The organism is Amycolatopsis nalaikhensis, from assembly GCF_030264295.1.
In the GTDB taxonomy this organism is placed as follows: domain Bacteria; phylum Actinomycetota; class Actinomycetes; order Mycobacteriales; family Pseudonocardiaceae; genus Amycolatopsis; species Amycolatopsis nalaikhensis.
On the sequence record NZ_CP127173.1, the window covers coordinates 7,688,042 to 7,711,816 of the forward strand.

The following is a 23,775-nucleotide window of genomic DNA, read 5'->3' on the forward strand; positions in this document are numbered from 1 at the left end:
GATGACCGGCCTGATCACCGGAAGCCGTGTCCGGCTGCGGCCCGCCGCCGCCCCGGACGCCGCCCGGTTCGAGGAGATCCTGTCGCATCCCGAAGTCGCCCGCTGGTGGGCCGACGCCGAGGAACCGGTGGCCGCCCAGGTGTCCTACCTGCTGGACCCCGACGAGGGCACCACGACCTACGCCATCGAGCTCGATGACGTGGACGGCACCGTCGTGGGCATCGAGCTCGCCTTCGAGGAGGCGGACCCGCAGTACCGGCACGCCGGCATCGACATCGCCGTGCACCCGGACTTCCAGGGCCGCGGCCTCGGTTCGGACGCCATCCGGACGCTGGCCGAGCACCTGTTCACCGTGCGCGGGCACCACCGGGTGGTGATCGACCCCGCCGCGGACAACGAGTCCGCGATCAAGCTGTACCAGTCCCTCGGCTTCCAGCCGGTCGGCCGGATGCGCTCCTACGAGCGCGGCCCCGACGGCTCGTGGCACGACGGGCTGCTGATGGACCTGCTCGCCGACGACCTGGTTCCCGCGGCCGCACTGACCGCCTCATGAACCCCGACGTCTCGGCGGCCCCGGTCGTCGTGACCCGGCAGCTGCGGCGGGTGGCCGTCGCGAGCGCGGTCGGCACCACGATCGAGTGGTACGACTACTTCATCTACAGCACCGCGACCGCCCTGGTCTTCGGCAAGCTGTTCTTCACCACGCTCTCGCCCGCGTCCGGCACGCTGGCCGCGTTCGCCACGCTCGGCGTCGGGTTCCTGGCCCGCCCGGTCGGCGGGATCCTGTGGGGACACTTCGGCGACCGCGTCGGCCGCAAGGCGATGCTGGTGCTGTCGCTGCTGCTGATGGGCGTGGCCACGGTCGGTGTCGGTGTGCTGCCGACGTACTCCGCGATCGGCGTCTGGGCGCCGATCCTGCTGCTCGTGCTGCGGCTGCTCCAAGGTCTCAGCGCGGGCGGCGAATGGGGTGGCGCGGCCCTGATGGCCGTCGAGCACGCGCCCGAAGGACGGCGCGGGCGGTACGGCGCGTTCTCGCAGATCGGCGTCCCGGCCGGGCTGATCCTGGCGCAGCTGATGTTCTTCGTCCTCGGCCGGGCGCTGACCGACGCGCAGTTCGCGGCGTGGGGCTGGCGGGTGCCGTTCCTGGCGAGCATCGTGCTCGTCGGCGTCGGCCTGGTGATCCGGCTGCGGATCGAGGAGACGCCGGTGTTCGCCGAGCTGCGGCAGGCCGAAGCGCGCAGCAGGCTGCCGATGCTCGAGGTCTTCCGCGAGCGGCCGCGCGCGTTGCTGGTGGCGTCGGGCAGCTTCATCGCGAACACCGCGATCGGGTACATCTTCCTGGCGTACCTGCTCTCCTACGGCACGTCGGTGCTCAAGATCGACCGCACCACCCTGCTGGTGGTGGTCATCGTGGGCAGCGTGACGTGGCTGGTGAGCATCCTGGTCACGGCCGCGTGGTCGGACCGGGTCGGCCGGAAACCGGTGTACCTGGCCGGGTCCGTGCTGCTGCTCGTCTGGCCGGTGCCGTTCTTCCTGCTGGTCGACACGCGCCAGGCGGCGTGGCTGATCGTCGCGGTGGTGGTGCTGAACATCGGGCTCGGCGCGACCTACGGGCCGCAGTCGGCGTTGTTCGCGGAGCTGTTCGAACCGCGCTACCGCTACAGCGGCGCGTCGTTCTCGTACGCGGTGGGCGCGGTCCTGGGCGGTGGCTTCGCACCCCTGATCGCGACGGCGTTGCAGAGCGCGACCGGGACCTCGTTGTCGGTTTCGCTCTACCTGGTGGCGGTGGCGCTGATCAGCCTGATCGCGGTGGTGTTCATCCCGCGGGAGTGATCACAGCCGGTCGAGGCGGACGGCCTGCGCCATCCGCTCGTAGCCCGCGTCGCCGGGGTGGAGGTGGTCGCCGGAGTCGTAGGCCGGAAGCATCCGCAGCGGGTCGGCGGGGTCGCGGACGGCGGCGTCGAAGTCGATGACGCCGTCGAACACCCCGCCGGTGCGGATGAACGTGTTCACGGCCTGGCGGGTCGCTTCGAGGGTTTCGTCGTAGACGCGCCAGCCCTTGAACGGCGTGAGCGTGCCGCCGAGGACGCGGATGCCGCGCGCGTGGGCCTGCGCGACCAGCTGGCGGTAGGCCGACGTGATCGCCGCCGGGTCCGTCTGGTGCGGGTCCTGCTGGATGTCGTTGATGCCCTCCAGCACGATCAGCGTCCGCACGCCGCCCACGCTGAGCACGTCGCGGTCGAAGCGGGACAACGCGTTCTGGCCCGCCCCGGACCCCGGCACGTCGAGCAGCAGCCGGTTCGCGCTGATGCCCGCGTTGAGCACGCCGAAGCGGCCGTGCAGGCGGTCGGCGAGGAAGTCGGGCCAGCGGTGGTTGGCCCCGGCCACCGAGCCGACGCCGTCGGTGATCGAATCGCCCAGCGTCACGATCGACGCCTCGGCGCCGCCCTGGACGTCGACGCCGGAAACGTAGTGCCACACCGACGTTTGCTCGGTGTAGGGCGCGCCGGACTCGCTGGCCGCGAAGTCGCCGGCGCGGGTGAAGTACGACGTCTGCGCCGCCGCCGGGTGGTAGGTGACCGGACCGGACTTCGTCGGCACGTACGTCGTGACGAGCAGGTTGGCGTCGGCGGGCACGCGCAGCTCCACCGGGTCGCTCAGCGCCTCGCCGCCGGCCGGGACGACGACGCTCGGTGCGCCTCCGAACGCCAGCGACCGCAGGGTGCCGGGCACGGCGTCCGGGCCGGAACCCTGGACCGCGACGGTCACGTGCCCGAAGGTCAGGGGCGTGGCGCCGAACGCGTTGGAGAGGTGGACGCGGGCGCGGCCGCCGCCGGCGCTAGTGTGCACGACGTTGCGGATCGAATAACCCGGGTAGCCGTCCGGGGTGTTCGCCACGGCGGCCGCGGGGGCGGCGGCCCAGGTGCCGACCCAGCCGCCGACGGCGTGCTGCGCGGCGGCCGGGAGAGCGCTTTCCGGATTCGCGCTGCCCGACGTCGTGAGGATGCCGAGCCCCGCCAGGATCGCCGCGCTCACGGCCAGGAAGCGTCGCATGGCTTTCACGGTGTCGCTTTTGCCGGGACCCAGCGACCGCTGATCAGGTGAGGGAGTGGACAGGATCCCGGACAGCGAGGGGCGGGCCCGTCCGGGATTCTGGGGATGCCGGACGGGCCCGCGCGAGGTGGCCGTTGCCGCGACGGCCGCTCGCCGGAGTGCCCGGTCCCGATCGGGCGGAGGCTGGCCCGGATCGTTGCGTCGTGGCGACCCCGGAGGGCGTGTGCGAGAACGCCCTCACCCAGAGCACGGCCACCGGCGCCGCCCGGTTCAGACCGGTTTCGGCTTTCTCGCGGGACGAGCGTCAAGCGGCGGCGGGAAGGCCCGTCAGGGCGCGGTGTCCCGCGTCGGTCAGTTCGGCGGATGCCCACTGGCCGGGTGCCGGGGTGCCGACGGCGCGGATCAAGCCGGCGCGGGCGAGGTGGTGGGCGGTGTTCTGGTCGCAGCAGGACAACCCGTCCACGCGGAGGTCGGGTTCGCAGCTGCGGCGGAGTTCGGCGCGGCCCTCGCGGACCGCCTTGAGCATGGCGATCGCGCGGCGGCTCAACGCCTCGGGAGAGGCGGGCATCGGTCTGGCCTTTCGGTGCGGCTGGGCTTCTGGCGGCGAGGTGCTGCAGCTCGTTACCGAGGACCACGCGCCCGGCGCGAGGCAGGTTCACTTCGATCGCCTCTTGACACCGGGTGGAGCAACGAGCAGGGTCAGTCATCGGATGAATCAGCTTCGCCAATGACAGAGGCGCCCTCTGGGGGACGACTCTGCCGTCATTCCGCCGTAGTCATCCGATCCCTGGAGGTTCAGTGACGACCTTGCCCCGCCGTCAAGCCCTCGGCATCGCACTGGGAGGCGCCGTGGCGCTGGGCACCGCCGGGCTCACCCCGGCCGGTGCCGCCGTCCCGGTGGACGCCGCGCCCGACAGCCCGGACACCCCGATCGTCCCGCCCCCGCCACCCGTCCCGGTCCCGCTGGACGCCTGGTTCTCCAACGACGGCATCGACAGCGCCTCGGCCACGGGCGGCGACTTCGACGGGTCGGGCTACACCTTCCCGGCCGAGCACCTGCCGGTCGGCCGGACCGCGACCGTCGGCGGCGTCCCGTTCCGGCTCGGGTCCGCCGCGGCCGGGGCGAAGAACGACATCGCCGCCACCGGGCAGAAGATCGACCTGCCGAAGGGTCGCTACTTCGTCGCGTACTTCCTGGTCGCCGCCAGCTACGGCGCCACCGGCGGCACGGCGACCGTGCACTACGCCGACGGCAGCACGAGCACCGGCTCGCTGTCCGGCCCGGACTGGTACACCGGCACCGGCGCCCTCGTCGCGCCGTTCCGGTACGCACCCGGCGGCGTCGTCGACAACAACCCGGTTTCCCTGGCCACCGGCCAGGTCTGGGTCGACCCCGCTCGCGAAGCCGTCGCGCTCACCCTGCCGGTCACGGCGAATCCGGCGCCCAATGTCTCCAGCCTGCACGTCTTCGCGCTCACGCTGCAGCCGGTGGCCGTCGGCCGCTCGGCGCTGGTGCTGGACGGCCGGTCGACGGCGAACCTGCTCACCGACGGCGGTCCGCAGGCCGCGGAGGCGACCATCGTCAACGCCGGGACCGTGTGGCTCGGCGCGGGCGACCGGGTGAGCGTCACCGTCGACGTCCCCGGCGGCCGGACCGCCGTGCCCGCTGCCATCCGCGCGCTGGCGCCGGGGGAGCAGGCGACGGTCCGGCTCGGGCTCGCGGCGAACGCGTCCGTGCCGCCCGGCACCACCACGAACGGCCAGATCCGGGTCACCGCCGGGCGCGGCACGCTGGCGACCCAGCAGGTCCCGATCACGCTCGGCATCCCGGACTTCCGGCCGACCGACGCGTCGCTGTCGACGCACCGCGCGCCGTACTGGTTCACCGACGCCAAGTTCGGCATCTTCATTCACTGGGGCGTCTACGCGGTGCCCGCGTGGGCGCCGGTGGGGCAGCAGTACGCGGAGTGGTACTGGCAGAACCAGCAGGACCCGAACGGCGCGACCTACGCCTACCACCGCGAGAAGTACGGCGAGGACTTCGCCTACGACGACTTCATCCCGATGTTCACCGCGGCGAAGTTCGACCCGCGCACCTGGCTGAAGCTGATCGCCGACGCGGGCGCCGAGTACTACGTCCTGACCTCGAAGCACCACGACGGCTTCGCGTTGTGGGACACCAAGGTCAGCGACCGCAACTCCGTCAAGCTCGGCCCGAAGCGGAACATCATCGCCGAGCTGTTCGCCGCGTCCCGCCAGTACACGCCGCAGCTGCGCAACGGCCTGTACTTCTCGCTGCCGGAGTGGTTCAACCCGGACAACCCGTGGATGGGGCACGCGCCGCGCAACCCCTACACCGGCGCGCCGCTGCCCTACACCGGTTACACGGCGGGGAAGGACTTCGTCCGCGACTACCAGGCGCCGCAGGTGCTCGAGCTGATCTCGGAGTTCGACCCCGACGTGCTGTGGTTCGACATCGGCGGCGTCAACGACAGCCGGACCGTGCTCACCGAGTACTTCAACCGCGCGAAGAACCGTTTGCGCCCGAAGGACGTCACGTACAACGACCGCGGCGGCATCCCCGACCACGACTTCACGACGCCGGAGTACACGACCTACCCGAACACCGTCGTGGCGAAGTGGGAGGCGAGCCGCGGCCTGGACCCGTTCTCCTACGGCTACAACCGCGCGACCCCCGACGACCGGTACATGACGGCGGAAGAGGTGGTCCGGACCCTCGTCGACATCGTGTCGAAGAACGGCAACTTCCTGCTCGACATCGGCCCGGACTTCGACGGAACCATCCCGGACGTCATGCAGAAGCACCTGCGCGACGCGGGCGCGTGGCTGAAGGTCAACGGCGAAGCCATCTACGACACGACCTACTGGTCGCGGATGGCGCAGCTCGGCGACCTGCGGTTCACCGTCAAGCCGAACGAGGCGTTCTACGTGCACTCGCTCGCCGCGCCGGGCAGCCGCCTGGTCGTCGACGCGCCGGTGCCGATCCGCGCCGGTGACCGGGTGACGATGCTCGGCTACCGGGGCACCCTGCACTGGACCGTGGAGAACGGCTCGCTGGTGATCGACGTCCCGGCCGCGGCCCGGCAGGCGGGCCGCTACACGTGGGTGTTCAAGATCGCCTGGAGCTAGAGGTCGGCGTTCTTGCCGATGTAGAGCTCCGCGAACGCCGCCGCGGCCGCGGGCGAACCCAGCAAGCGGCGCATCCGGGCCTCCGCGATGCGTGCCGCGAACGGGTTTTCGCCCGTGGCCGCGGTGTTGTGGAAGATGTCCGACAGCCACTGCGAGAACTCCTGGTACTGCCAGACCAGCGGCAGGCACGCGTCGGAGTACCCGGCCAGCCGGGAGCTGTCGCCCTCGTAGTGCGCCTGGAACGCCTCGGCGAGCAGGAACGCGTCGTGCAGGGCGAGGTTCATGCCCTTCGCCGCGATCGGCGCGACCAGGTGCGCCGACTCGCCGGCCAGGAACAGGCGGCCGTGCGCCATCGGCTCCACGACGTAGTTGTGCATGTCGAGGATTCGCTTCTCGAACAGCCTGCCTTCGATGATTTCTCCGTCGGGAACGGTGAGCCGCGCGTGCAGCTCCCGCCAGACGCGCTCGTCCGGCCAGTCCGCCTCGGTCTCGCCTTCCGCAGTCTGCAGGTAGAAGCGCGTCACGGTCGGCGTGCGGGCCATGTGCGCGGCGAACCCGCGCGGGTGGATGCCGAACAGCACCCCGTCGGCGGACGGCGGGGCTTCCGCGAGCAGGGCCAGCCAGCCGATTCCGTAGTCGTGGTGGGACTTCACGGTGGATTCCGGTGGCAGGTACCCCTGCGTGACGCCGCGGGCGCCGTCGCAGCCGGCGATGAAGTCGCAGTCGATGCGGTGCTCGCCGTCGGCAGTGGTGAAGGTGACGGCGGGGGAGTCCGACGTCAGGTCGTGCAGCCGGACGTCGGAGACTTCGAAGACCGCTTCGCCGCCGCCGTCGGTGTACTGCGCGACCAGGTCGGTCACCAGAAGCTGTTGCGGGTACACGAAATGCCGCTGCCCGGTGACGTCGCCGTAGCGGAACGCGTGCCGCTGCCCGGCGAACCGGAACTCGAACTTCTCGTGCTGGGGCGCCTTCGCGACGAGCTGCTCGCCGAGCCCACGCTGTTCGAGCCCGCGGACGGCCCACTCCTCGATGAACCCAGCCCGCGGCCGCTGTTCGATGAACGCCCGGCTCTCCGCCTCCAGCAGCACGCAGGAGATCCCCGCGCGCCGCAGCAGGTTCGCCACCGTCAACCCGGCGGGGCCCGCCCCCACCACGACCACCGCCGTGCGCGTCGCCACCATGGGCCCGAGGGTAGCCGAACCGGACGAAGCGGTCAGTAGTATTCGCGAAGCAGGGGCCACGCCGTCGACCACGGCTCGGTGAGCGTGCACAGCGAGAACCGGACGCCTTCCTCGTCGTTGTCGACGCCGTCGGCGTTGTGGTGCACGCCCGCCGCCCGGCAGCCGGTGAGCACGCGCTCCGCGGGCGACCCGGGCACGAACCGGCCGACGAGCAGCACCGGGCCGACCAGGCGGTCCGGCGGCGGCCCCCAGTCGGCGTAGGACATGTGCGGAGAGTACGGCCGGGGCAGCCCGCGCTCCGGCCCGTAGTGCTCGATGGCGCCCGCTTGGCCGTAGTTGGCGGCGAGGATCACCGCGGTGTCGCGCTCGGTGGCCGGGATCCGCGCCCACGCGCCCGCGACGTTCCCGGCGAACTCCGGCCAGCCGACCTGCTCGCCGGGTTCCTTGTTCATGGCCAGCAGTGCGCCGTTCAACGCGGGCGCGGGGACCACCGGGAGTCCGATGAGGACGGACACCACCAGGCAGACGGCGGCGGCCGCGCCGGTGAGCACCCGCCGCGTCGCCCGGCCGCGCCGCAGCCACCGCAGCACGGGTTCGGCCCCGAGCGCGACCAGCGGCAGGAGCAGCGGGACAGCGTAGTACGGCTTCCCGCCCACGACGAGCAGTTCGAGGCAGACCACCGGGTAGGCGATCGCCAAGGCACGCGCCCAGCGCACCGCGGGGTCGCGCCACGGCCGGACGAGCCCGGCCACCCACACCGGCACCAGCACCGGCGACAGCAGGACCAGCTGCATCGGGACGAACAGCAGGCGGTTCTCGCCGCCGTCGTCCTCGCTGATCCCGCCCGCGACGGTGAGCATCGGCCAGCCGTGCGACGCCTGCCAGAGCACCACCGGCGCGGCGAGCACGACCGCGACGGCGATTCCGGCCGCGAGCCACCAGGTCCGGAACACCCGGCGCGGCCCGGCGGCGAGCACGCCCACGCCGAGCCCGGACAGCAGGAGCAGGACCAGCCACTTGTTGACCAAGCCGAGTCCGGCGGCGGCGCCGACCGCGAGCCACCACCGGCCGTCGCCGGTGCGCAGCAGCCGCAGGCCGAACCAGGCGATCAGGCACCACAGCAGCAGATCCGCGGAGTTGGTGGCGAGCATGTGCGACACGACCAGCACGTACGACGACAACGCCGTCACCACCGCGGTGAACAGCTGCACGCCGCGGCCGCCGCCGAACTCGCGGGCCAGCAGCGCGGCGACCACGACGGTCGCCATGCCGAGCAGGGTCGCGGCCACCCGCAGCCCCGTCGGGGTCTCGCCGAACACCGCCGTCGACGCGCGCGCGAGCCACGGCGTGAGCGGCGGGTTGTCGACGTAGCCCCAGTCCGGCCGGTGTCCGGAGGCGACGAAGTACAGCTCGTCGCGGTGGAAGCCGTAGCGACCGGAAAACGCGGTCAGCACCACCGCCTGCACCGCGACGACGATCCCGGTTGGCAGCGCGGCGAACGGCGATAGGTGCTGTGGCGTCCGGGCCTCCGGCCCGGGCCGGGGGCTCCGCCACCCGGACCCCCGAAAAGCTCGCGTGCGACCGGCCCCCATGGCAGTCTCCCCTCGGCGTGAGCGGATCGTACGCCGGGGATCAAGCCCGCGGGAGCGCTCCGACGTATTCGGCGCCCGCGTCCGCGACCAGCTCGGTCAGCGACTGCGCGCGGCGGATCGGGGTGAACCGGACCTCTCCGCGTTCGGACACGGTGAAGCCGTGCACCGCCGGGCGCGGCAGCGTGTTGTAGGCGTAGTGCGCGCCGAAGTAGTACGCGCCGGTGTCGTGCGCGACGACGAGGTCGCCGGGCGCGAGCAGCGGCAGCGGTCGTTCGCGGGCGAGGAGGTCGCCCGCGAAGCACAGTGGCCCGGCGATGTCCTGCGGCACCTCGGGTCCGGTCTTCGGCACGCCCGCCGCGTCGAACGCGCCCAGCCGCAGCGGCCAGTGCTCCGGCTGGAGCACCGTGCGGGCCGCCACCTGGGCGCCCGCGTGCGTCACGGCGATGTGCCTGCCGCCCGCGACCTTCGTGTACTCGACCGCGCTGACCAGGAAGCCGTTCTTCGCCAGCAGCGACCGGCCGAACTCCGTGACGTAGGAGTAGCGGCCGTCGGCGAGCGCCGGGACGCGGTCGAGCAGCGTCGCGACGTAGTCGGCGTACGTCGGGCCGCCGGCGGCGGAGGTGAAGTCCACCGGCAGGCCGCCGCCGAGGTCGATGCTGGTGACCTGGCGGTGCCCGGTCGAGGCGTTGATCTCCTCGGCCAGCTCGTACACCGCCGCGACGCCTTCGGCCATCAGCTCGGGCGGGCAGCCCTGCGAGCCGACGTGGACGTGCAGCCGCGTCAGCCACGGCCGCCGCGCGAAGGCGTCGCGCAGGAGGGCGCGGTTTCCGTTGTCCCGCAACGGGATGCCGAACTTGGACGTCGCGGTCGCGGTGCTCGTGTCGCCGATCCGGCCGGTCCCGACCTGCGGGTTGACCCGCACGCCGAGCACCGACCGCGGCGGTGTCGGGCCGACCAGCGCGTCGAGCCGGGCCAGCTCCTGGAAGTTGTCGGCGTTGACCGCGGTGCCCTCGGCGAGGGCGTGCGCGAGCTCGGCCGTGGTCTTGGCGGGGGAGTCGAGGACGAGCCGCGCGCCGCGGAGCCCGGCGGCTTCGGCGACCGCCGTCTCGCCGGGGCTGGCGACCTCGGCGTCGACCCCGAGGTCGCCGAGGAACCGCAGCAGCGGCGCGAGCCCGCACGCCTTGGCGGCGACGGTGTGCTGGACGCGCCCGAGCGGGGCGAACGCCTTCGTCAGGTCCTCGACGGCTTCGCGGACCCCGGCGAGGTCGACGAACCCGGCCATCGGGGCGACGAGGTCCTGGCGGGCCGCGGCGGCGAGGGCGTGCAGCTTGCGTTCGGTGCGGGTGTCGGTCACCGGGCCAGGACAGCAGGGGTGGCGGCGGGACGTCCAAGACTTCGTCCTTCTCGAACCATAGGTTCGCCCTATAGTGGCTGGGTGGACTTGCGCCGATGGCACTACTTCGCCGTGCTGGCCGAGGAGATGCACTTCACGCGCGCGGCGGCGCGGCTGTTCGTGTCGCAGCCGTCGCTGAGCCAGCAGATCCGCGCGTTCGAGGCGGAGCTGGGCGTCGCGCTGCTCGACCGCTCTGGCCCGCGCTTCGCGTTGACGGAGGCGGGCCGGGTCGCCGCGGCGGAGGCGCGGGAGCTGCTCGAGCGCTTGGACCGGGCGCGGGGCGTCATCGCGGCGGCCGGGCGTGGCGAGGCCGGGAAGCTCCGGATCGCCTACACGCGCTCGGCGCCCGGCCCGCTGGCCGGTGACCTGGTGGCGGCGTACCGGGCCCGCCACCCGGACGTCGAGCTGGCCCTGGAGACGGGCTGGACGAGCCTGAACCTCACCCGGCTGGCGGCGGGCGAGATCGACGCCGGGTTCGTGCGGCCGCCGGTGCGAGCGCCGGGTATCGAGGTGGCGGTGGTGGGCTCGGAGGAGGTGCTGATCGCGCTGCCGTCCGGGCACGCGCTCGCCCGCCGCCGCGGCCGGCTGAAGCGGGCGTGGATCGCGAACGAGCCGGTGGTGTTCTGGCCGCGCGACAACGGGCCCGGCCAGTACGACGCGATCAGCGGCCAGGTCTGGCCGGGCGGGGTGCCGCCGATCGTGCGCGAGGAACCCGAGGACGAGCAGCTGATGCGCGCGGTCGCCGAGGGCGCGGGGATCGCGGCGGTGCCGGAACACCGGGCGCGGGGGTTGCGCCGCCGCGGGGTGGTGCTCCGGCGGCTGGAGGATCCGGTGCCGGTGATCGATCTCGGGCTGGCCTGGCGGGCGGGGTCGGTGCCGCCGGTGGTGCGGGCGTTCGTGGAGCTGGCGCGGGGGTGACCGTCACCCGGGCAGGCAGCACGACGACCGCAGCGCCGGAGCTGTCGTCTCCTCCTGGGCCGCGCGTTCGATGTCGGCGAAGATCCGCTGCCGCTCTGCGGGCCCCAGGTAGCTCCCGCGGCTGACGACCGCGTGGATGCGGCGGCTGTTCGTGATCGCGGCCAGGGGGTCCGCGTCGAGGACGACCAGGTCGGCGTCCGCGCCGACCGTCACCGTGCCCGACGAAGCCCGCCCCGCGCACCGAGCCGCGTCGCGCGTCGCCACCTGCACCGCCCGCTTCGGCGAGAGCCCGGCCCGCACCAGCAGCGCCAGCTCGTCGTGCGTGGCGAAACCCGGGAACGTGTACAAGAACCCGCTGTCCGTGCCCGCGGCGAGCGGCGCGCCCGCGGCCGCCAGCTCGCCCACCAGCGCCAGGACCGCCTCGAAGTACGCGGCCTCCTGGGCGATCCGGTCGGGCGGCCAGACCGGCCACGCCGACGCGTAGTCCAGCCACTCCTGGCGCACGGACCGCGGCAGGTACCGGTCGGCGAGCCCCTGCAGCACCGGGTCCTTCGGCAGGTCCGCGGGCGGCGACGACGTCCGCGCGAGCACGGCCAGCGTCGGCACGTGCCAGGCCCGGTGGGCGCGGAACCGCCCCGCCAGCTCGCGCGTCAGCGCCGCGCTGTGCGTCGCGACGGCCTCGCGGTCGATCCGGCCGAGCGCACTCGGCCAGTCGTAGGTGGTGTCGGGCAGCTGAGCCAGCCGCGCGTAGTACTCGTCCTTCTTCGCCGACGTCGACGCGTGGAACGCGAACATGTGCTCGACCGAGTGCTGGCCGCGGGCGAGCACGTCCTGGACCGGCAGCTGGATCGGCACGTGCCCGCCGTAGCGCAGGCCGTGGCGCCGGGACTCGGCGGCGATCGCCGCGTGGATCGCCGGGCTCATGAACGAGTACACCTTGACGAGGTCGGCGCCGACGCACTTCGCGTCCCGGACGGCCACCGCGGCCTCGTCGGGCGTGGCGACCAGCCGGTGGACGTCGACGAACGAGTTCCCGCCGTCGAGGATCTCGCTCGCGATGACCAGCCGCGGCCCGGTCAGCTCGCCGCGCTCGATCCGGCGCCGCACGTCGTGGGTCTCGGGCCTGCCGTCCATGTCGCGGACCGACGTGACGCCGTTGACCAGGTGCATCGGCGGGAACGTCCGCGCCAGCTCGGTGTAATGCGTGTGGGTGTCCCACAGACCGGGGATGACGAACTTGCCGGAAAGGTCCACGACGCGCACTCCGGCCAACGCAGGCGCGGGCACCCCGCGCCCGACCGCGGCGATCCGGTCACCGGCCAGCACGATCGTCGCGTCCCGCAGCGGCGGCGCGTCCGTGCCGTCGATCAGCGTCGCGTGCGTGAGCACGGTGATTTCCCCGGCCGCCTCGGCTTTCCCCGGCAGCGCGAGGCTCGCGGTGGCCCCCAGCACTCCGGTCCCGAGCCACGCGAGAAAGGCCCGGCGGTCGACGTCCCCCATCGGCTTCCCCCTTCGCCGTCGCCATGATGGCACGCGCGGCCGTGCGGCGTAAGCTCGCGGACGTCCCCGGCGAAGGGCGTTTCCCATGGCAGGCCACGAGATCACCGACCGCATCGCCGACCTGATCGACGAGGAGTACCGGCTGCGCACCGCCGCGCTGCACCACGGTGGCCTCACCCCGGACGAGCGCACCCGGCTGAAGGAGCTCGAACGCCAGCTCGACGCCGCCGTCGCCATGCTGCACCGCCGCCAGGCCCTGTCCGTGTTCGACGACGACTGAGCCGACGACTCAGAAGAACCCTTCGCGGCCGCTCGCGGGCGGGACCCGGTGCCCGAGGTCGGCACTGATCCGCGCGGCCGTGCGCACCACCAGCGGCACCACCTCCTGGCGCAGCTTCTCGACGTCCGACCGCCCGCTCGACGTCGACGACGCCAGGGCCGCCACCACCGCGCCGCTGGCGTCGCGCACCGGCGCCGACACCGAGAGCAGCCCTTCCTCCAGCTCCTCGTCGACCAGGGCCCAGCCCTGGTCCTGGACCGTCCGCAGCGCCTTCCGGAAGTCGGCCTCGTCGGTGATCGTCCGCGCGGTGAACCGCGGCAGCCCGGCCGCGACGACCTCGTCCACCAGCGCCGGCGGGGCCCAGGCCAGCAGCACCCGGCCCATCGACGTCGCGTGGGCGGGCACGCGCGTGCCGATCGAGACGTTGATGCTCATGATCCGCCGCACCGGGACGCGGGCGACGTAGACGACCTCCGCGCCGTCCAGCGCGGCCAGTGACGCCGATTCGCCGGTCTCCTCGGCGAGGCTCAGCAGCCGCGGCTGGGCCGTCTCGATCATGCCGTGGGACGCCGAGTAGTGCTGGCCGATGCTCAGCACGCGCGGGGTCAGCGACCAGCGCGGCCCGTCGCCGCGGACGTAACCGAGCCGTTGCAGCGTCAGGAGGATCCGCCGGACGGCCGGGCGGGACAGGCCGGTCGCGGTCGCCAGCTCGGCGAGCGTCGGGTTCGCGCGCTCGGCGTCGAACGCCATCAGCACGGCGAAGCCGCGTTCGATGCTCTGGATGTGGTCGCGGTCGGTCTCCATCGCCTCATCTTTCCGCATCCCGTCTTGACAACGCGGACGCGCCGGGGGACTCTCCTACCGTGTCCGCATAGCGTTCAAGATGTACGCACAGCGTACAGGAAGTGGGAGCGATGACGCTCGACCAGCGCGAAGTCCGCAACGCCTTCGGCCGCTTCGCCACCGGAGTCACGGTGGTGACGTGCCGCAACGAGCAGGGCGAACCGCACGGGGCGACGGTGAACGCCTTCACCGCCGTCTCGCTGGACCCGGCCCTGTGCCAGGTGACGCTGACGCGCAAGTCGAAGGCCTGCCGGTACCTCGACGGCGCGCCGTTCGCGGTCAACGTCCTCGCCGCCGACCAGCTCGACACCGCGTGGCACTTCGCCGGCCGCCCGCAGGACCGGGCGCCGGAGTGGGCCGAAGGCGTGGTGGCGCCGGTGCTGACCGGCACCGCGGCCACCATCTCGTGCCGTCCGTGGCGCCTCTACGACGGCGGTGACCACCTCATCGTCATCGGCGAGGTCGAGCACCTCGAAACCAGCGACGCCGACCCGTTGCTGTTCTTCGCCGGCGGGTTCCGCGAACTCGGCCCGCGCGGCTGCGCCCACTGGTCGGCTTCGGTCGACTGCCCCGACCTCGGCTGGTTCGGCTCGGCCGAGGGCTTCGCCCCGCTCGCCACCGCAGCTTCCTGACCGTGCAATCCGTTCAACGACGAAGGGTTCACCGATGACCATCCAAGAGCACGACGCGCCCGCGAAGGCCCGCACCACGCGGCCGATGACCGGCGACGAGTACATCGAGTCCATCCGCGACGGCCGCGAGGTGTTCATCTACGGGGACAAGGTGGACGACGTCACCACGCACCCCGCGTTCCGCAACTCGGTGCGGATGACCGCTCGGCTCTACGACGCGCTCCACGACCCCGACCAGCAGTCCGTGCTCACCGCGCCGACCGACACCGGCAGCAGCGGCTTCACCCACCCGTTCTTCCGCACCCCGAAGTCCAAAGAGGACCTGTTCGCCGACCGCGACGCGATCGTCGCCTGGGCGCGGATGACCTACGGCTGGATGGGCCGCAGCCCCGACTACAAGGCCGCCTTCCTCGGCACGCTCGGCGCGAACTCCGACTTCTACGAGCCCTTCGCCGACAACGCCCGGCGCTGGTACACCGAGTCGCAGGAAAAGGTCCTGTACTGGAACCACGCCATCATCAACCCGCCGGTCGACCGCGACCAGAACCCCGACGACGTCAAGGACCTGTTCATCCACGTCGAGGACGAGCGCGACGACGGCCTGATCGTCTCCGGCGCCAAGGTCGTCGCGACCGGCTCGGCGATCACCAACTACAACTTCATCGCCCACTACGGCCTGCCGATCAAGAAGCGCGAGTTCGCGCTCGTCTGCACGGTGCCGATGGGCGCGCCGGGCATGAAGCTGATCTGCCGCAACTCCTACTCGAACGTCGCCGACGCGACGTCCAGCCCGTTCGACTACCCGCTCTCGAGCCGGTTCGACGAGAACGACACGATCTTCATCCTCGACAAGGTGAAGATCCCGTGGGAGAACGTCTTCATCTACGGCGACGCCGAGAAGGCGAGCACGTTCTTCCCGGGTTCGGGCTTCCTGCACCGCTTCACCTTCCACGGCGTCGCGCGGCTGGCGGTCAAGCTCGACTTCATCGCCGGGCTGCTGATGAAGGGCGTGGAGGTCACCGGCACCAAGGACTTCCGCGGCATCCAGACCCGCGTCGGCGAGGTCATCGGCTGGCGCAACCTGTTCTGGGCGCTCTCGGACGCGATGGCGGCGAACCCGGACGAGTGGAAGAACGGCGCGGTCCTGCCGCACCTGGACTACGGCCTCGCCTACCGCTGGTTCATGACGCTCGGCTACCCGCGCATCCGCGAGATCATCATGCAGGACCTCGGGTCCGCGCTGATCTACCTGCCGTCGTCGGCGAAGGACTTCTCCTCGCCGGAGATCCGCCCGTACCTCGACCAGTACGTCCGCGGCTCCAACGGCTACAGCGCCGTCGAGCGCGTCAAGCTGATGAAGCTGATCTGGGACTCGATCGGCAGCGAGTTCGGCGGGCGCCACGAGCCTCTACGAGCGCAACTACTCCGGCAACCACGAAGGCGTGCGCGCCGAGCTGCTGTTCGCCGCCCAGCAGTCCGGCTCGGCCGAGGCGATGAAGGGCTTCGCCGAGCAGTGCATGGCCGAGTACGACCTCGGCGGCTGGACCGTCCCCGACCTCTACAACCCCGGCGCCACCTCCCTTTCCCGCTGACGAAGGACCGGCCATGACCACCACCGAACACCACACACCCACCGCGGCGGGCTCGGGCAGCTCCGCCAGCGCCGCCTTCCGCGCGGCCGCCCGCACCACCCAGGACGTCCCGCCCGAGCGCGTCGACACGGTCGCCCGCGCCGTGCTGCGCGGCGTGCACCAGGCGATCCGCGAGCACGACGTCACCTACCCGGAGTTCCAGGCCGCGAAGCAGTGGCTGATGGACGTCGGCGAAGGCGGCGAGTGGCCGCTGTTCCTCGACGTGTTCGTCGAGCACGTCGTCGAAGAGGTCGCCGCCCGCACGCAGGACGGGACCAAGGGCAGCATCCAGGGCCCGTACTACCTGCCGGACCAGGAGAAGCTGCCGTGGCAGGCGAGCCTGCCGATGCGCCCGGGGGAGAAGGGGACACCGCTGGTGTTCGCCGGGCAGGTCCGCGACGTCGACGGCACCCCGGTCGCGGCGGCCGAGCTGGACATCTGGCACGCCGACGACGACGGCTACTACTCCGGCTTCGCGCCGGACATCCCCGACGGCAACCTGCGCGGCGTCGTGGTGACCGACGGCCAGGGCCGGTTCGAGATCACCACCGTGCGGCCCGCGCCGTACCAGATCCCGACCGACGGCCCGACCGGGAAGCTGATCGCGGCGGCGGGCTGGCACGCGTGGCGGCCCGCGCACCTGCACCTCATGGTGCGCGCGCCCGGCTACCGCACGATCACCACGCAGCTGTACTTCCAGGGCGGGGAGTGGCTCGACAGCGACGTCGCCGAAGCCACCAAACCGGAGCTGGTGCTGGACCCGCGGCCGCAGGAGGACGGCAGGCTGCGCGCGACGTACGACTTCGTGCTGGAGCGCGGATGACCGAGCTGGGGATCGAGCGCGTCGAAACGGTGCTGCTCGACGTGCCCCTGCGCCGGCCGCACCGGTTCGCGCGGACGGGCATGTCCGCGCAGCCGGTGCTGCTGGTGTTCGTCCACACCCGGGGCGGCGCCGTCGGCGTCGGCGAAGGCGTCGTGCCGGGCGGGCCGTGGTGGGGCGGCGAGTCGGTGGAGACCATGCGGCTGGTCGTCGAGCGGTACTTCACCCCGGTGCTGCTCGGACGGCGCGTCGACGACATCGCGGGGATCCTGCGCGACCTCGGCGACGTCGTCGCGGCGAACCTCTACGCGAAGACCGCGGTCGAGGTGGCCCTGCACGACGCCTGGGCCCGCAGCCTCGGCGTCCCGGTGCACACCCTGCTGGGCGGGCTCGCGCGGCGGTCGGTGCCGGTGACGTGGGCGCTGGGCACCGAACCGGCGCCGGTGGTCGTCGACGAGGCCCTCGCGAAGCTGGACTCCGGCCTGCACACCAGCTTCAAGCTCAAGATGGGTGCCCAGGAGCCCGCGGCCGACGTCGCGCGGATCCGGGCGGTCGCCGAAAAGCTGGTCGGCGTGGCGAGCGTCCGCGTGGACCTCAACGCGCGCTGGGACCTGCTGACGTCGCTGACGTACTTGCCGCGGCTGGCGGACGCGGGTGTCGACCTGATCGAACAGCCGGTACCCGGTGCCGAGGTCGAGGCCCTCGCCGAGATCAACCGCGCGCTGCCGATCCCGGTGATGGCCGACGAAAGCCTCCGCACCCCCGGTGACGCGCTGCGGCTCGCCCGGACCCGCGCGGCCGACGTCTTCTCCCTGAAGACCACCAAGTCGGGTGGCCTGCGGGCGACGCGGGCGATCGCGGAGGTCGCGGCCGCGGCCGGGATCCCGTGCCACGCGGGCACTTCCATCGAAAGCCCGATCGGCACGGCGGCCTCCCTGCAGCTGGCCTGCACGGCCCCGGCGGTGACGTGGGGGAGCGAGCTGTTCGGGCCCCTGCTGATGAGCGAAGAACTGCTGACGACGCCCCTGCGCTACGCCGACGGCGAGCTGCACCTGCCGGACGGGCCGGGGCTGGGCGTCGAACTCGACATGGCGGCGGTGCGCCGCCTGGAAAGGCGCTGAGATGTTGTTCCACGTGCGGATGGACGTCGCGATCCCGCCGGGCCTCGACGTGACCGACCGGGTCGCGGCCGAAAAAGCCCGCGCGCTGGAGCTCCAGCGCGCGGGCGTGTGGGTGCACCTGTGGCGGATCGTCGGGCGCTACAGCAACTTCAGCGTCTTCGACGTCGCCACGAACGACGAGCTGCACGACATCCTGTCGACGCTGCCGCTGTACCCGTTCATGAAGATCGAGGTGACGCCGCTGGCCACGCACCCGTCGGACCTGGCCGCCCAGTAGGGGCGGTGGCTCAGGTGTGCCGCAGCAGGGCGCCGAAGCCCTCCCACAGGTCGAGGCGCTCGTCGAGGACCACGACCTCGGCCCCGGTCGCGACCGCCGCGAACGGGATGGCTTCGTCGGCCCGGCGCTGCTCGGGTTCGGCCACGCCGAGCGCCTGCAGCCCGGCCTTGCCGACGGCCACCTGAGCCGGTTCCGGCCCCGCGAACACGGCCGTGTCACCGGGGGAGCCGACCAGCAGCGTGGCGACGTTGGCCTCGGCCAGCGCGGTCGTCACGGCTTCGAGGCCGCTGACCGCCAGGCCCGACTCGCGGCCCGACTCGGCCCGGAACGTCTCGGCGACGTCGTCGAGGTCGGCCAGGTGGCGGCCGGTGACCAGCTCGTGGACGCGCCGGTCGAGCTCGTCCCGGGACGAGCCGGGCGCGCGGCTGCCCGTGTCGACCTCGGTGGTGATCCGGCGGACCGCCTCCGGCAGCAGGCCGTGCAGCTCCGAGCGGGCCTGCACCTCGCCGGCGAGGACCACGAACTCGGCGCGCGACCGCTCGACCGCCTTGGCGACGTGCCGGGCGACCTCTTCGAGGTTCTGCCGCGCGGTCTCCTCGGCCCGGTTCTGGATGTCGTGGTGGGCGGAGCCGCCGCCGCGGACCTTGTGCACCGGGTGGTCGGTGCCCTCGACGGTCTCCGTGCGCGGCGCGCCCGGGCCGTGCTCGGTGACCTCGGCACCCACCCGGTCGGTCACGACCACGACGTACCGCGGGGTCTCTTCGACGTGGGTCGCCAGCGGCAGCAGGTAGGGCAGCGCGGAGTAGCGCACCACCTGCGACGGCGGCGGCGCGGCCAGGTGCCGGTCGAGCAGCACCGAGCCGTGCGCGGCGATGATGCTGCGGCCCGCCTTGCCGACCGGCCGTTCGCCGTCGCGGATCGCGCGCAGGACGGCGGTCACCGTCTCGCGGTCGGCCCGCTGGTCGCTGAGCGCGGCTTCGATCTCCTTCGATCGCAGCGCGAGCTGCTTGGCGGCGTCCTCGGTGTCGTACGAGGCGTCGAAGTGCACGGACGCGAACGGCCCGCCCGCCGTGGTGAGGTCGCGCAACGCGGAAGTGTCCATCGTGGACTCCTTTCAGCGCTTGGAGGGCAGGAGCTCTGCAGTTTGGTCTTCATGCCCTGGGTGAACAGGTGCCAGGCGTTGGGGTCGCCCTTGAGCACCGCTTCGGTCATCGACTTCAGCTGCTCGGTCGTGGCGTGCGGCGGGATCGGCGGCACCTCGGGGTCGCAGCGGACGTCGAGCACCGTCGGCACGTCGGTGGCGAGCGCGGTGCTCCACGCGTCGCCGAGCGCGTCGGGGTCGTCGACCGCGATGCCGCCCAGCCCGATGCTCAGCGCGAAGTCCGCATAGGACACTTCGGGCAGCGCCTGCGACTCCTCGAACTTCGGGGCCCCGCCCATCGCCCGCAGCTCCCAGGTGACCTGGTTCAGGTCGCCGTTGTGGAAGACGCAGACGACCAGCCGCCGGTCGGCCCACAGCTCGCGGTAGCGCGCGATGGTGAGCAGCTCGGCCATGCCGTTCATCTGCATGGCGCCGTCGCCGGTGAGCGCGACGACCGGGCGGTCCGGGTGGGCGAACTTGGCGCCGATCGCGTACGGCACGGCCGGGCCCATGGTGGCCAGCGTCCCGGACAGCGAGCCGCGCATCCGGCCGCGGAAGCGCAGGTTGCGCGCGTACCAGTTGGTGGCCGAGCCGGAGTCGGCGGTGATGATCGCGTCGTCGGGGACCCGCTCGGACAGCTCGTGCACGATCCGCATCGGGTTCACCGGCTCGGCTTGCAGCATCGCTTGCCGCGTCACGGTTTCGTGCCACTCGGCGACGTTGTGCGCCACCTTGCCCTGCCACGACGTGTCGGCCTTGCGCTCGATCAGTGGCAGCAGCCGCTCGAGGGTGCCCTTCGCGTCGCCGAGCAGGTTGACCTCGGTGGGGTAGCGCAGGCCGAGGAAGCGCGCGTCGACGTCGATCTGCACCGCCCGCGCCTGGCCGAACTCCGGCAGGAACTGGCTGTACGGGAAGCTGGAGCCGACGATGAGCAGCGTGTCGCAGTCGCGCATCAGCTCATAGCTGGGCCGGGTGCCGAGCAGGCCGATCGCGCCGGTCACGTACGGCAGGTCGTCGGGCAGGACGTCCTTGCCCAGCAGCGCTTTCGCGATCCCGGCGCCGGTCAGCTCGGCGAGCTCGCGCAGCTCGGTGACGGCGTTGCGGGCGCCTTGCCCGACGAGGATCGCGACGCGCTCGCCCGCGTTGAGCACCGCGGCCGCCTTCGCCAGCTCGTCCGCGGGCGGCACGACGCTCGCCCGCGGGTGGTCCGGCGGGCTGGAGGGCACGTGCTTGAACGCGTGCTGCGGCGCCTCGTACTCCTGCTCCTGCAGGTCGGCCGGGATGATCACGGCCGTCGGCGCGCGCTGCGCGATCGCCGTCCGCATGGCCCGGTCCAAGGCGTTCGGCAGCTGTTCGGGCACGTTGACCTCGACGAGGTATTCGCTCGCGACGTCCTTGAACAGCGCCTGCAGGTCCACTTCCTGCTGGTAGCTGCCGCCCATCGCGCTGCGCGCGGTCTGGCCGACGATCGCGACCACCGGGACGTGGTCGAGCTTGGCGTCGTAGAGCCCGTTGAGCAGGTGGATCGCGCCGGGCCCGGACGTCGCCATGCAGACGCCCGGACGGCCGCTGAACTTCGCGTATCCGACCGCGGCGAACGCCGCCATCTCTTCGTGGCGCGCCTGGACGAACCGGGGCACGTTGTCCGCCTCGCCGAAGGCCGTGACCAGGCCGTTGATCCCGTCCCCGGGATAGGCGAAGACCTGGTCGACGTCCCATTCGCGCAGTCTGGCCAGCAGGTGGTCGGCAACGGTGTGGCTCATGCCGGGCGGTTACCGCCCGCCCCGGTGGGCTAAACGTCGCCGAGCGCCGACCGGACCGCGGCGACCACGTCCGGGTGACCGAGGGGCAGCGGCGGGGGCACGCGGTCTTCCGGCCCTTCGGTGCTGGACGCGACCACGCGCACGTCCGTGCCCGCTTCGCGCAGCTTCGCGACGACGTCGTCGTGTTCGGCCAGCCAGGCTTCGTTGGCCTTCCGCGCGTCACCGGAGGGCAGGAAGGCGTCCGAGGCCGGGTCGACCAGCAGCAGGTGAGCGGCCGCGCCCGGGTGGCGTTCGGCCAGCTGCAAGGCTTCCGCCGCGAAGGGCCCGCTCGCCACGACCGCGATCTCGGGGTCAGTGGGACCGGTGTCACCGAGGACGTCGTCGGCGTCGGTCAGGGCGCCCCCGGCGGGGACCCGGCACCACACGACCCCGCGCCGTTCCGCCAGCGGCCGCCAGGTGGCGGGCAGTTCGTCGTGCTTCGCCGCGCCGGCGGGGTCGAGGACGACCACCTTCGGGCCGGCCTGGTCGCCCGCGGTGACGACCGACGGGCCTTCGGAACGGACGGGTTCGGGGGCCATGGGCATTCCTTTCAGCGACGGGGGAGTTCGGGGGAGTCGGTGTCCAGCGGCACGGCGCCGGAGCGGACGAGTCCCAATTGGACGGTCTGGCGGCCGGTGAGCGCTTCCAGCGCCCAGTCGGCGGCCGTGCGCACCCGGTTCCCCGGCATCGCCAGCAGGTGGTAGCCGCGCGTCACGGCCTTCGCCGGGCGCCCGGACAGCGGGATGTGCACCGGGTTCGCCGCGGCCGCCCCGGCACCGAGGTCGACGACGAAGCCGAGGTCGTGGTGGCGGTAGGTGCCCTTGCGGCCGTAGCCCAGCGACGCGGCGACGTTGCGCCCGGCCAGTTTCCCTTGGCGCTCGGCGTGCTGCGCGGTCATCGCGGTGTACTCGCCGGGGCGGGTGAGGTCGGGCACGGCGGCCGCGTCCCCGCACGCGAAGACGTCGTCGCGGCCGGGGACGTTGAGCTGCTCGGTGACGACCAGCCTGCCCTTCGCCGTCGCCAGGCCGAGGTCGGCCACCAGCGGGTCCGGCCGCACGCCGACGCACCAGACGAGGGTGCGCGTCGGCACCGGGTCGCCGTTGGTGAGTGTGACGCCCTTGGCGTCGGCGTGGTCGACGGAGGTCTTCATCAGCACTTCGACCCCGCGCGAGCGCAGGACGTCGTCGGCGGTCTTGCCGAGGCGTTTGTCGAGTTCCGGGAGCACGCGGTCGGCGACGTCGAGCAGCAGCCAGCGGACCCGCTGCCCGGCCAGCTCGGGGTGGCGCCGGGCGAGCGCTTCGGTGAACGCCGGGCCCTGTGCGGCCACCTCGGTGCCGGTGTAGCCGGCGCCGACCACCACGAACGTGCAGCGCGCGTCGCGCTCGGCGGGGTCTTCGGCCGCCGCGGCGAGCTCGATCTGCCGGGTGATGTGGTCACGCAGGTAGAGCGCCTCCGGCACGCCGCGGAAGCCGTGCGCGTACTCCGGGACGCCCGGGATGGGCAGCAGCTTGTTGACGCTCCCGGCGGCCAGCACCAGCCGGTCGTAGCCGATCCGGTGTTCCCGGTCCTCGGGGTCGGTGTAGGCCACTTGGCGGGCGTCGAAGTCGACGCCGGTCGCGACGCCCAGCACGAGGCGGACCCCGCGCAGTGTGTCGGGAATCGAGACCGTCACCCGCCGCGGGTCGAGGATCCCGGCCGCGACCTCCGGCAGCAGCGGCAGGTAGAGGAAGTAGTCCGTCGGGTTCACGACGACGATTTCGACGTCCTCACCGGCGGCCTTCCGCAGGCTCTTCGCTGTGTGGTAGCCGGCGAAACCGCCGCCGACGATCACGACACGCATGGATCTCCTTCCGGGCCGGGTGCACGTCCTGCGCGATTACCCGAGGCCGGAGCGGGGAAACCCGCGGGGTTGACCTGCCGCCGCAAGGGCGTACGGTCGAGTGTGTTGGCTGTTGTTCAGAAACGTGCTCCGGTCAGCGCCCCTGCACGCTGCGATAGGGAGCGCCATGTACGACTGTTTCCGCACGATCGACGAACCGTCCGGCCTCACCGTCACCACGACCGCACGCCCGGACGGCGTCCGCGTTGTCACTCTGGTGGGTGACATCGACGCCGCCACGGTCGGCACCCTCGAAGACGCGCTGGCCCCGGGCGGCCGGCTGGTCGCCGACCTGAGCCGGGTCGGCTTCCTCAGCTGCGCCGGCGTCCGCGCCCTGCTGCAGGCGAGCGCCCGCGGCGAGTTCGCCGTGGTCGTCGGGGGCCACGCGGTCGCCCGGTCGCTGCAAGCCACCGGTGCCGACCTGCTGCTGGAGATCCACCCCCGCGTCGGCGGCGCCGTCGCCGGGGTGACCCCGGTGCCCGAGCCCGGCCGGGAGGCGTGATCGCCATTCGGTGGCACGCCTCCCGGCTGTCCACTGTCCACTTTGGTCCGGGGGTCCGG

General features: G+C 72.6%; 20 protein-coding genes and 2 pseudogenes. 11 read left to right on the forward strand and 11 right to left on the reverse strand.

From position 1 onward, the window contains the following. Position 1: 1 nt before the first annotated feature. On the forward strand, positions 2–553 hold the full coding sequence (locus QP939_RS37660; RefSeq protein ID WP_285451203.1) for a GNAT family N-acetyltransferase: 552 nt from the start codon (positions 2–4) through the stop codon (positions 551–553). Next, positions 550–1,876, forward strand: a pseudogene (locus QP939_RS37665) (MFS transporter). The gene QP939_RS37660 and the pseudogene QP939_RS37665 overlap by 4 nt, the downstream one beginning before the upstream one ends. Here the strand turns inward: QP939_RS37665 and QP939_RS37670 are convergent. Then, positions 1,834–3,054, reverse strand: a complete 1,221-nt coding sequence (locus QP939_RS37670; RefSeq protein ID WP_285451204.1) for an SGNH/GDSL hydrolase family protein — start codon at positions 3,052–3,054, stop codon at positions 1,834–1,836. The pseudogene QP939_RS37665 and the gene QP939_RS37670 overlap by 43 nt on opposite strands. A 304-nt stretch (positions 3,055–3,358) precedes the next feature. Then, the gene (locus tag QP939_RS37675) at positions 3,359–3,622 is read right to left on the reverse strand and encodes a hypothetical protein (RefSeq protein WP_285451205.1); all 264 of its coding nucleotides are present in this window, start codon (positions 3,620–3,622) and stop codon (positions 3,359–3,361) included. A gap of 230 nt (positions 3,623–3,852) precedes the next feature. Between QP939_RS37675 and QP939_RS37680 the strand changes: the two genes are divergently transcribed. Continuing rightward, positions 3,853–6,204: an alpha-L-fucosidase gene (locus tag QP939_RS37680; protein ID WP_285451206.1), complete on the forward strand. Its 2,352-nt coding sequence runs from the start codon at positions 3,853–3,855 to the stop codon at positions 6,202–6,204. On the opposite strand, the gene QP939_RS37685 is transcribed toward QP939_RS37680, so the two are convergent. The 3 genes from QP939_RS37685 to QP939_RS37695 all read right to left on the reverse strand — a co-directional run bounded on the left by QP939_RS37685 (position 6,201) and on the right by QP939_RS37695 (position 10,331). Next, positions 6,201–7,385, reverse strand: coding sequence for a 4-hydroxybenzoate 3-monooxygenase (locus QP939_RS37685; protein ID WP_285451208.1), 1,185 nt, complete (start codon positions 7,383–7,385; stop codon positions 6,201–6,203). The genes QP939_RS37680 and QP939_RS37685 overlap by 4 nt on opposite strands. A gap of 32 nt (positions 7,386–7,417) precedes the next feature. Continuing rightward, positions 7,418–8,851 (reverse strand): glycosyltransferase family 39 protein, encoded by a 1,434-nt coding sequence (locus QP939_RS37690; RefSeq protein ID WP_285451209.1) that lies wholly within the window; start codon positions 8,849–8,851, stop codon positions 7,418–7,420. 166 nt (positions 8,852–9,017) lie between these two features. Further along, positions 9,018–10,331, reverse strand: coding sequence for a type III PLP-dependent enzyme domain-containing protein (locus tag QP939_RS37695; protein WP_285451210.1), 1,314 nt, complete (start codon positions 10,329–10,331; stop codon positions 9,018–9,020). Between the two features lie 81 nt (positions 10,332–10,412). Here QP939_RS37695 and QP939_RS37700 point away from each other — a divergent pair, with 81 nt between their 5' ends. Then, the gene (locus QP939_RS37700; RefSeq protein WP_285451212.1) at positions 10,413–11,288 is read left to right on the forward strand and encodes a LysR family transcriptional regulator; all 876 of its coding nucleotides are present in this window, start codon (positions 10,413–10,415) and stop codon (positions 11,286–11,288) included. Between the two features lie 3 nt (positions 11,289–11,291). Here the strand turns inward: QP939_RS37700 and QP939_RS37705 are convergent, their stop codons facing one another. Continuing rightward, complete coding sequence (locus QP939_RS37705; RefSeq protein ID WP_285451214.1) at positions 11,292–12,788, reverse strand: amidohydrolase family protein; 1,497 nt, start codon at positions 12,786–12,788, stop codon at positions 11,292–11,294. An 85-nt stretch (positions 12,789–12,873) separates the two neighbouring features. On the opposite strand from QP939_RS37705, the gene QP939_RS37710 reads away from it, so the two are divergent. Next, positions 12,874–13,068 carry a DUF2630 family protein gene (locus QP939_RS37710; RefSeq protein WP_285451215.1) on the forward strand — a complete coding sequence of 65 codons (195 nt, stop codon included), beginning with the start codon at positions 12,874–12,876 and terminating at the stop codon, positions 13,066–13,068. A 9-nt stretch (positions 13,069–13,077) separates the two neighbouring features. On the opposite strand, the gene QP939_RS37715 is transcribed toward QP939_RS37710, so the two are convergent. Then, the gene (locus QP939_RS37715) at positions 13,078–13,872 is read right to left on the reverse strand and encodes an IclR family transcriptional regulator domain-containing protein (protein ID WP_285451217.1); all 795 of its coding nucleotides are present in this window, start codon (positions 13,870–13,872) and stop codon (positions 13,078–13,080) included. Between the two features lie 110 nt (positions 13,873–13,982). On the opposite strand from QP939_RS37715, the gene QP939_RS37720 reads away from it, so the two are divergent. From QP939_RS37720 to QP939_RS37740, 5 genes and pseudogenes are all read left to right on the forward strand, one after another. Next, positions 13,983–14,543: a flavin reductase family protein gene (locus QP939_RS37720; protein ID WP_285451219.1), complete on the forward strand. Its 561-nt coding sequence runs from the start codon at positions 13,983–13,985 to the stop codon at positions 14,541–14,543. A gap of 34 nt (positions 14,544–14,577) precedes the next feature. Then, a pseudogene (locus tag QP939_RS37725) lies at positions 14,578–16,135 on the forward strand (4-hydroxyphenylacetate 3-hydroxylase family protein). Positions 16,136–16,148: 13 nt separating this feature from the next. Beyond that, positions 16,149–16,997 (forward strand): catechol 1,2-dioxygenase, encoded by an 849-nt coding sequence (catA, locus tag QP939_RS37730; protein WP_285451220.1) that lies wholly within the window; start codon positions 16,149–16,151, stop codon positions 16,995–16,997. After that, the gene (locus tag QP939_RS37735) at positions 16,994–18,115 is read left to right on the forward strand and encodes a muconate/chloromuconate family cycloisomerase (protein ID WP_285451221.1); all 1,122 of its coding nucleotides are present in this window, start codon (positions 16,994–16,996) and stop codon (positions 18,113–18,115) included. The genes catA and QP939_RS37735 overlap by 4 nt, the downstream gene beginning before the upstream one ends. A 1-nt stretch (position 18,116) precedes the next feature. Then, complete coding sequence (locus QP939_RS37740) at positions 18,117–18,392, forward strand: muconolactone Delta-isomerase (protein ID WP_285451223.1); 276 nt, start codon at positions 18,117–18,119, stop codon at positions 18,390–18,392. Positions 18,393–18,402: 10 nt separating this feature from the next. On the opposite strand, the gene QP939_RS37745 is transcribed toward QP939_RS37740, so the two are convergent. From QP939_RS37745 to QP939_RS37760, 4 genes are read right to left on the reverse strand one after another with little or no spacing between them, the layout of a single operon-like run. Next, positions 18,403–19,440 carry an Rv2629 family ribosome hibernation factor gene (locus tag QP939_RS37745; RefSeq protein ID WP_285459937.1) on the reverse strand — a complete coding sequence of 346 codons (1,038 nt, stop codon included), beginning with the start codon at positions 19,438–19,440 and terminating at the stop codon, positions 18,403–18,405. Further along, positions 19,329–21,296 carry a thiamine pyrophosphate-requiring protein gene (locus tag QP939_RS37750; RefSeq protein WP_285451224.1) on the reverse strand — a complete coding sequence of 656 codons (1,968 nt, stop codon included), beginning with the start codon at positions 21,294–21,296 and terminating at the stop codon, positions 19,329–19,331. The genes QP939_RS37745 and QP939_RS37750 overlap by 112 nt, the downstream gene beginning before the upstream one ends. Positions 21,297–21,325: 29 nt before the next feature. Next, positions 21,326–21,880, reverse strand: a complete 555-nt coding sequence (locus QP939_RS37755; RefSeq protein WP_285451226.1) for a hypothetical protein — start codon at positions 21,878–21,880, stop codon at positions 21,326–21,328. A gap of 5 nt (positions 21,881–21,885) precedes the next feature. Beyond that, on the reverse strand, positions 21,886–23,175 hold the full coding sequence (locus tag QP939_RS37760; protein ID WP_285451227.1) for an NAD(P)/FAD-dependent oxidoreductase: 1,290 nt from the start codon (positions 23,173–23,175) through the stop codon (positions 21,886–21,888). Between the two features lie 166 nt (positions 23,176–23,341). Between QP939_RS37760 and QP939_RS37765 the strand changes: the two genes are divergently transcribed. Continuing rightward, the gene (locus QP939_RS37765; protein WP_285451228.1) at positions 23,342–23,716 is read left to right on the forward strand and encodes an STAS domain-containing protein; all 375 of its coding nucleotides are present in this window, start codon (positions 23,342–23,344) and stop codon (positions 23,714–23,716) included. Positions 23,717–23,775 lie beyond the last annotated feature (59 nt).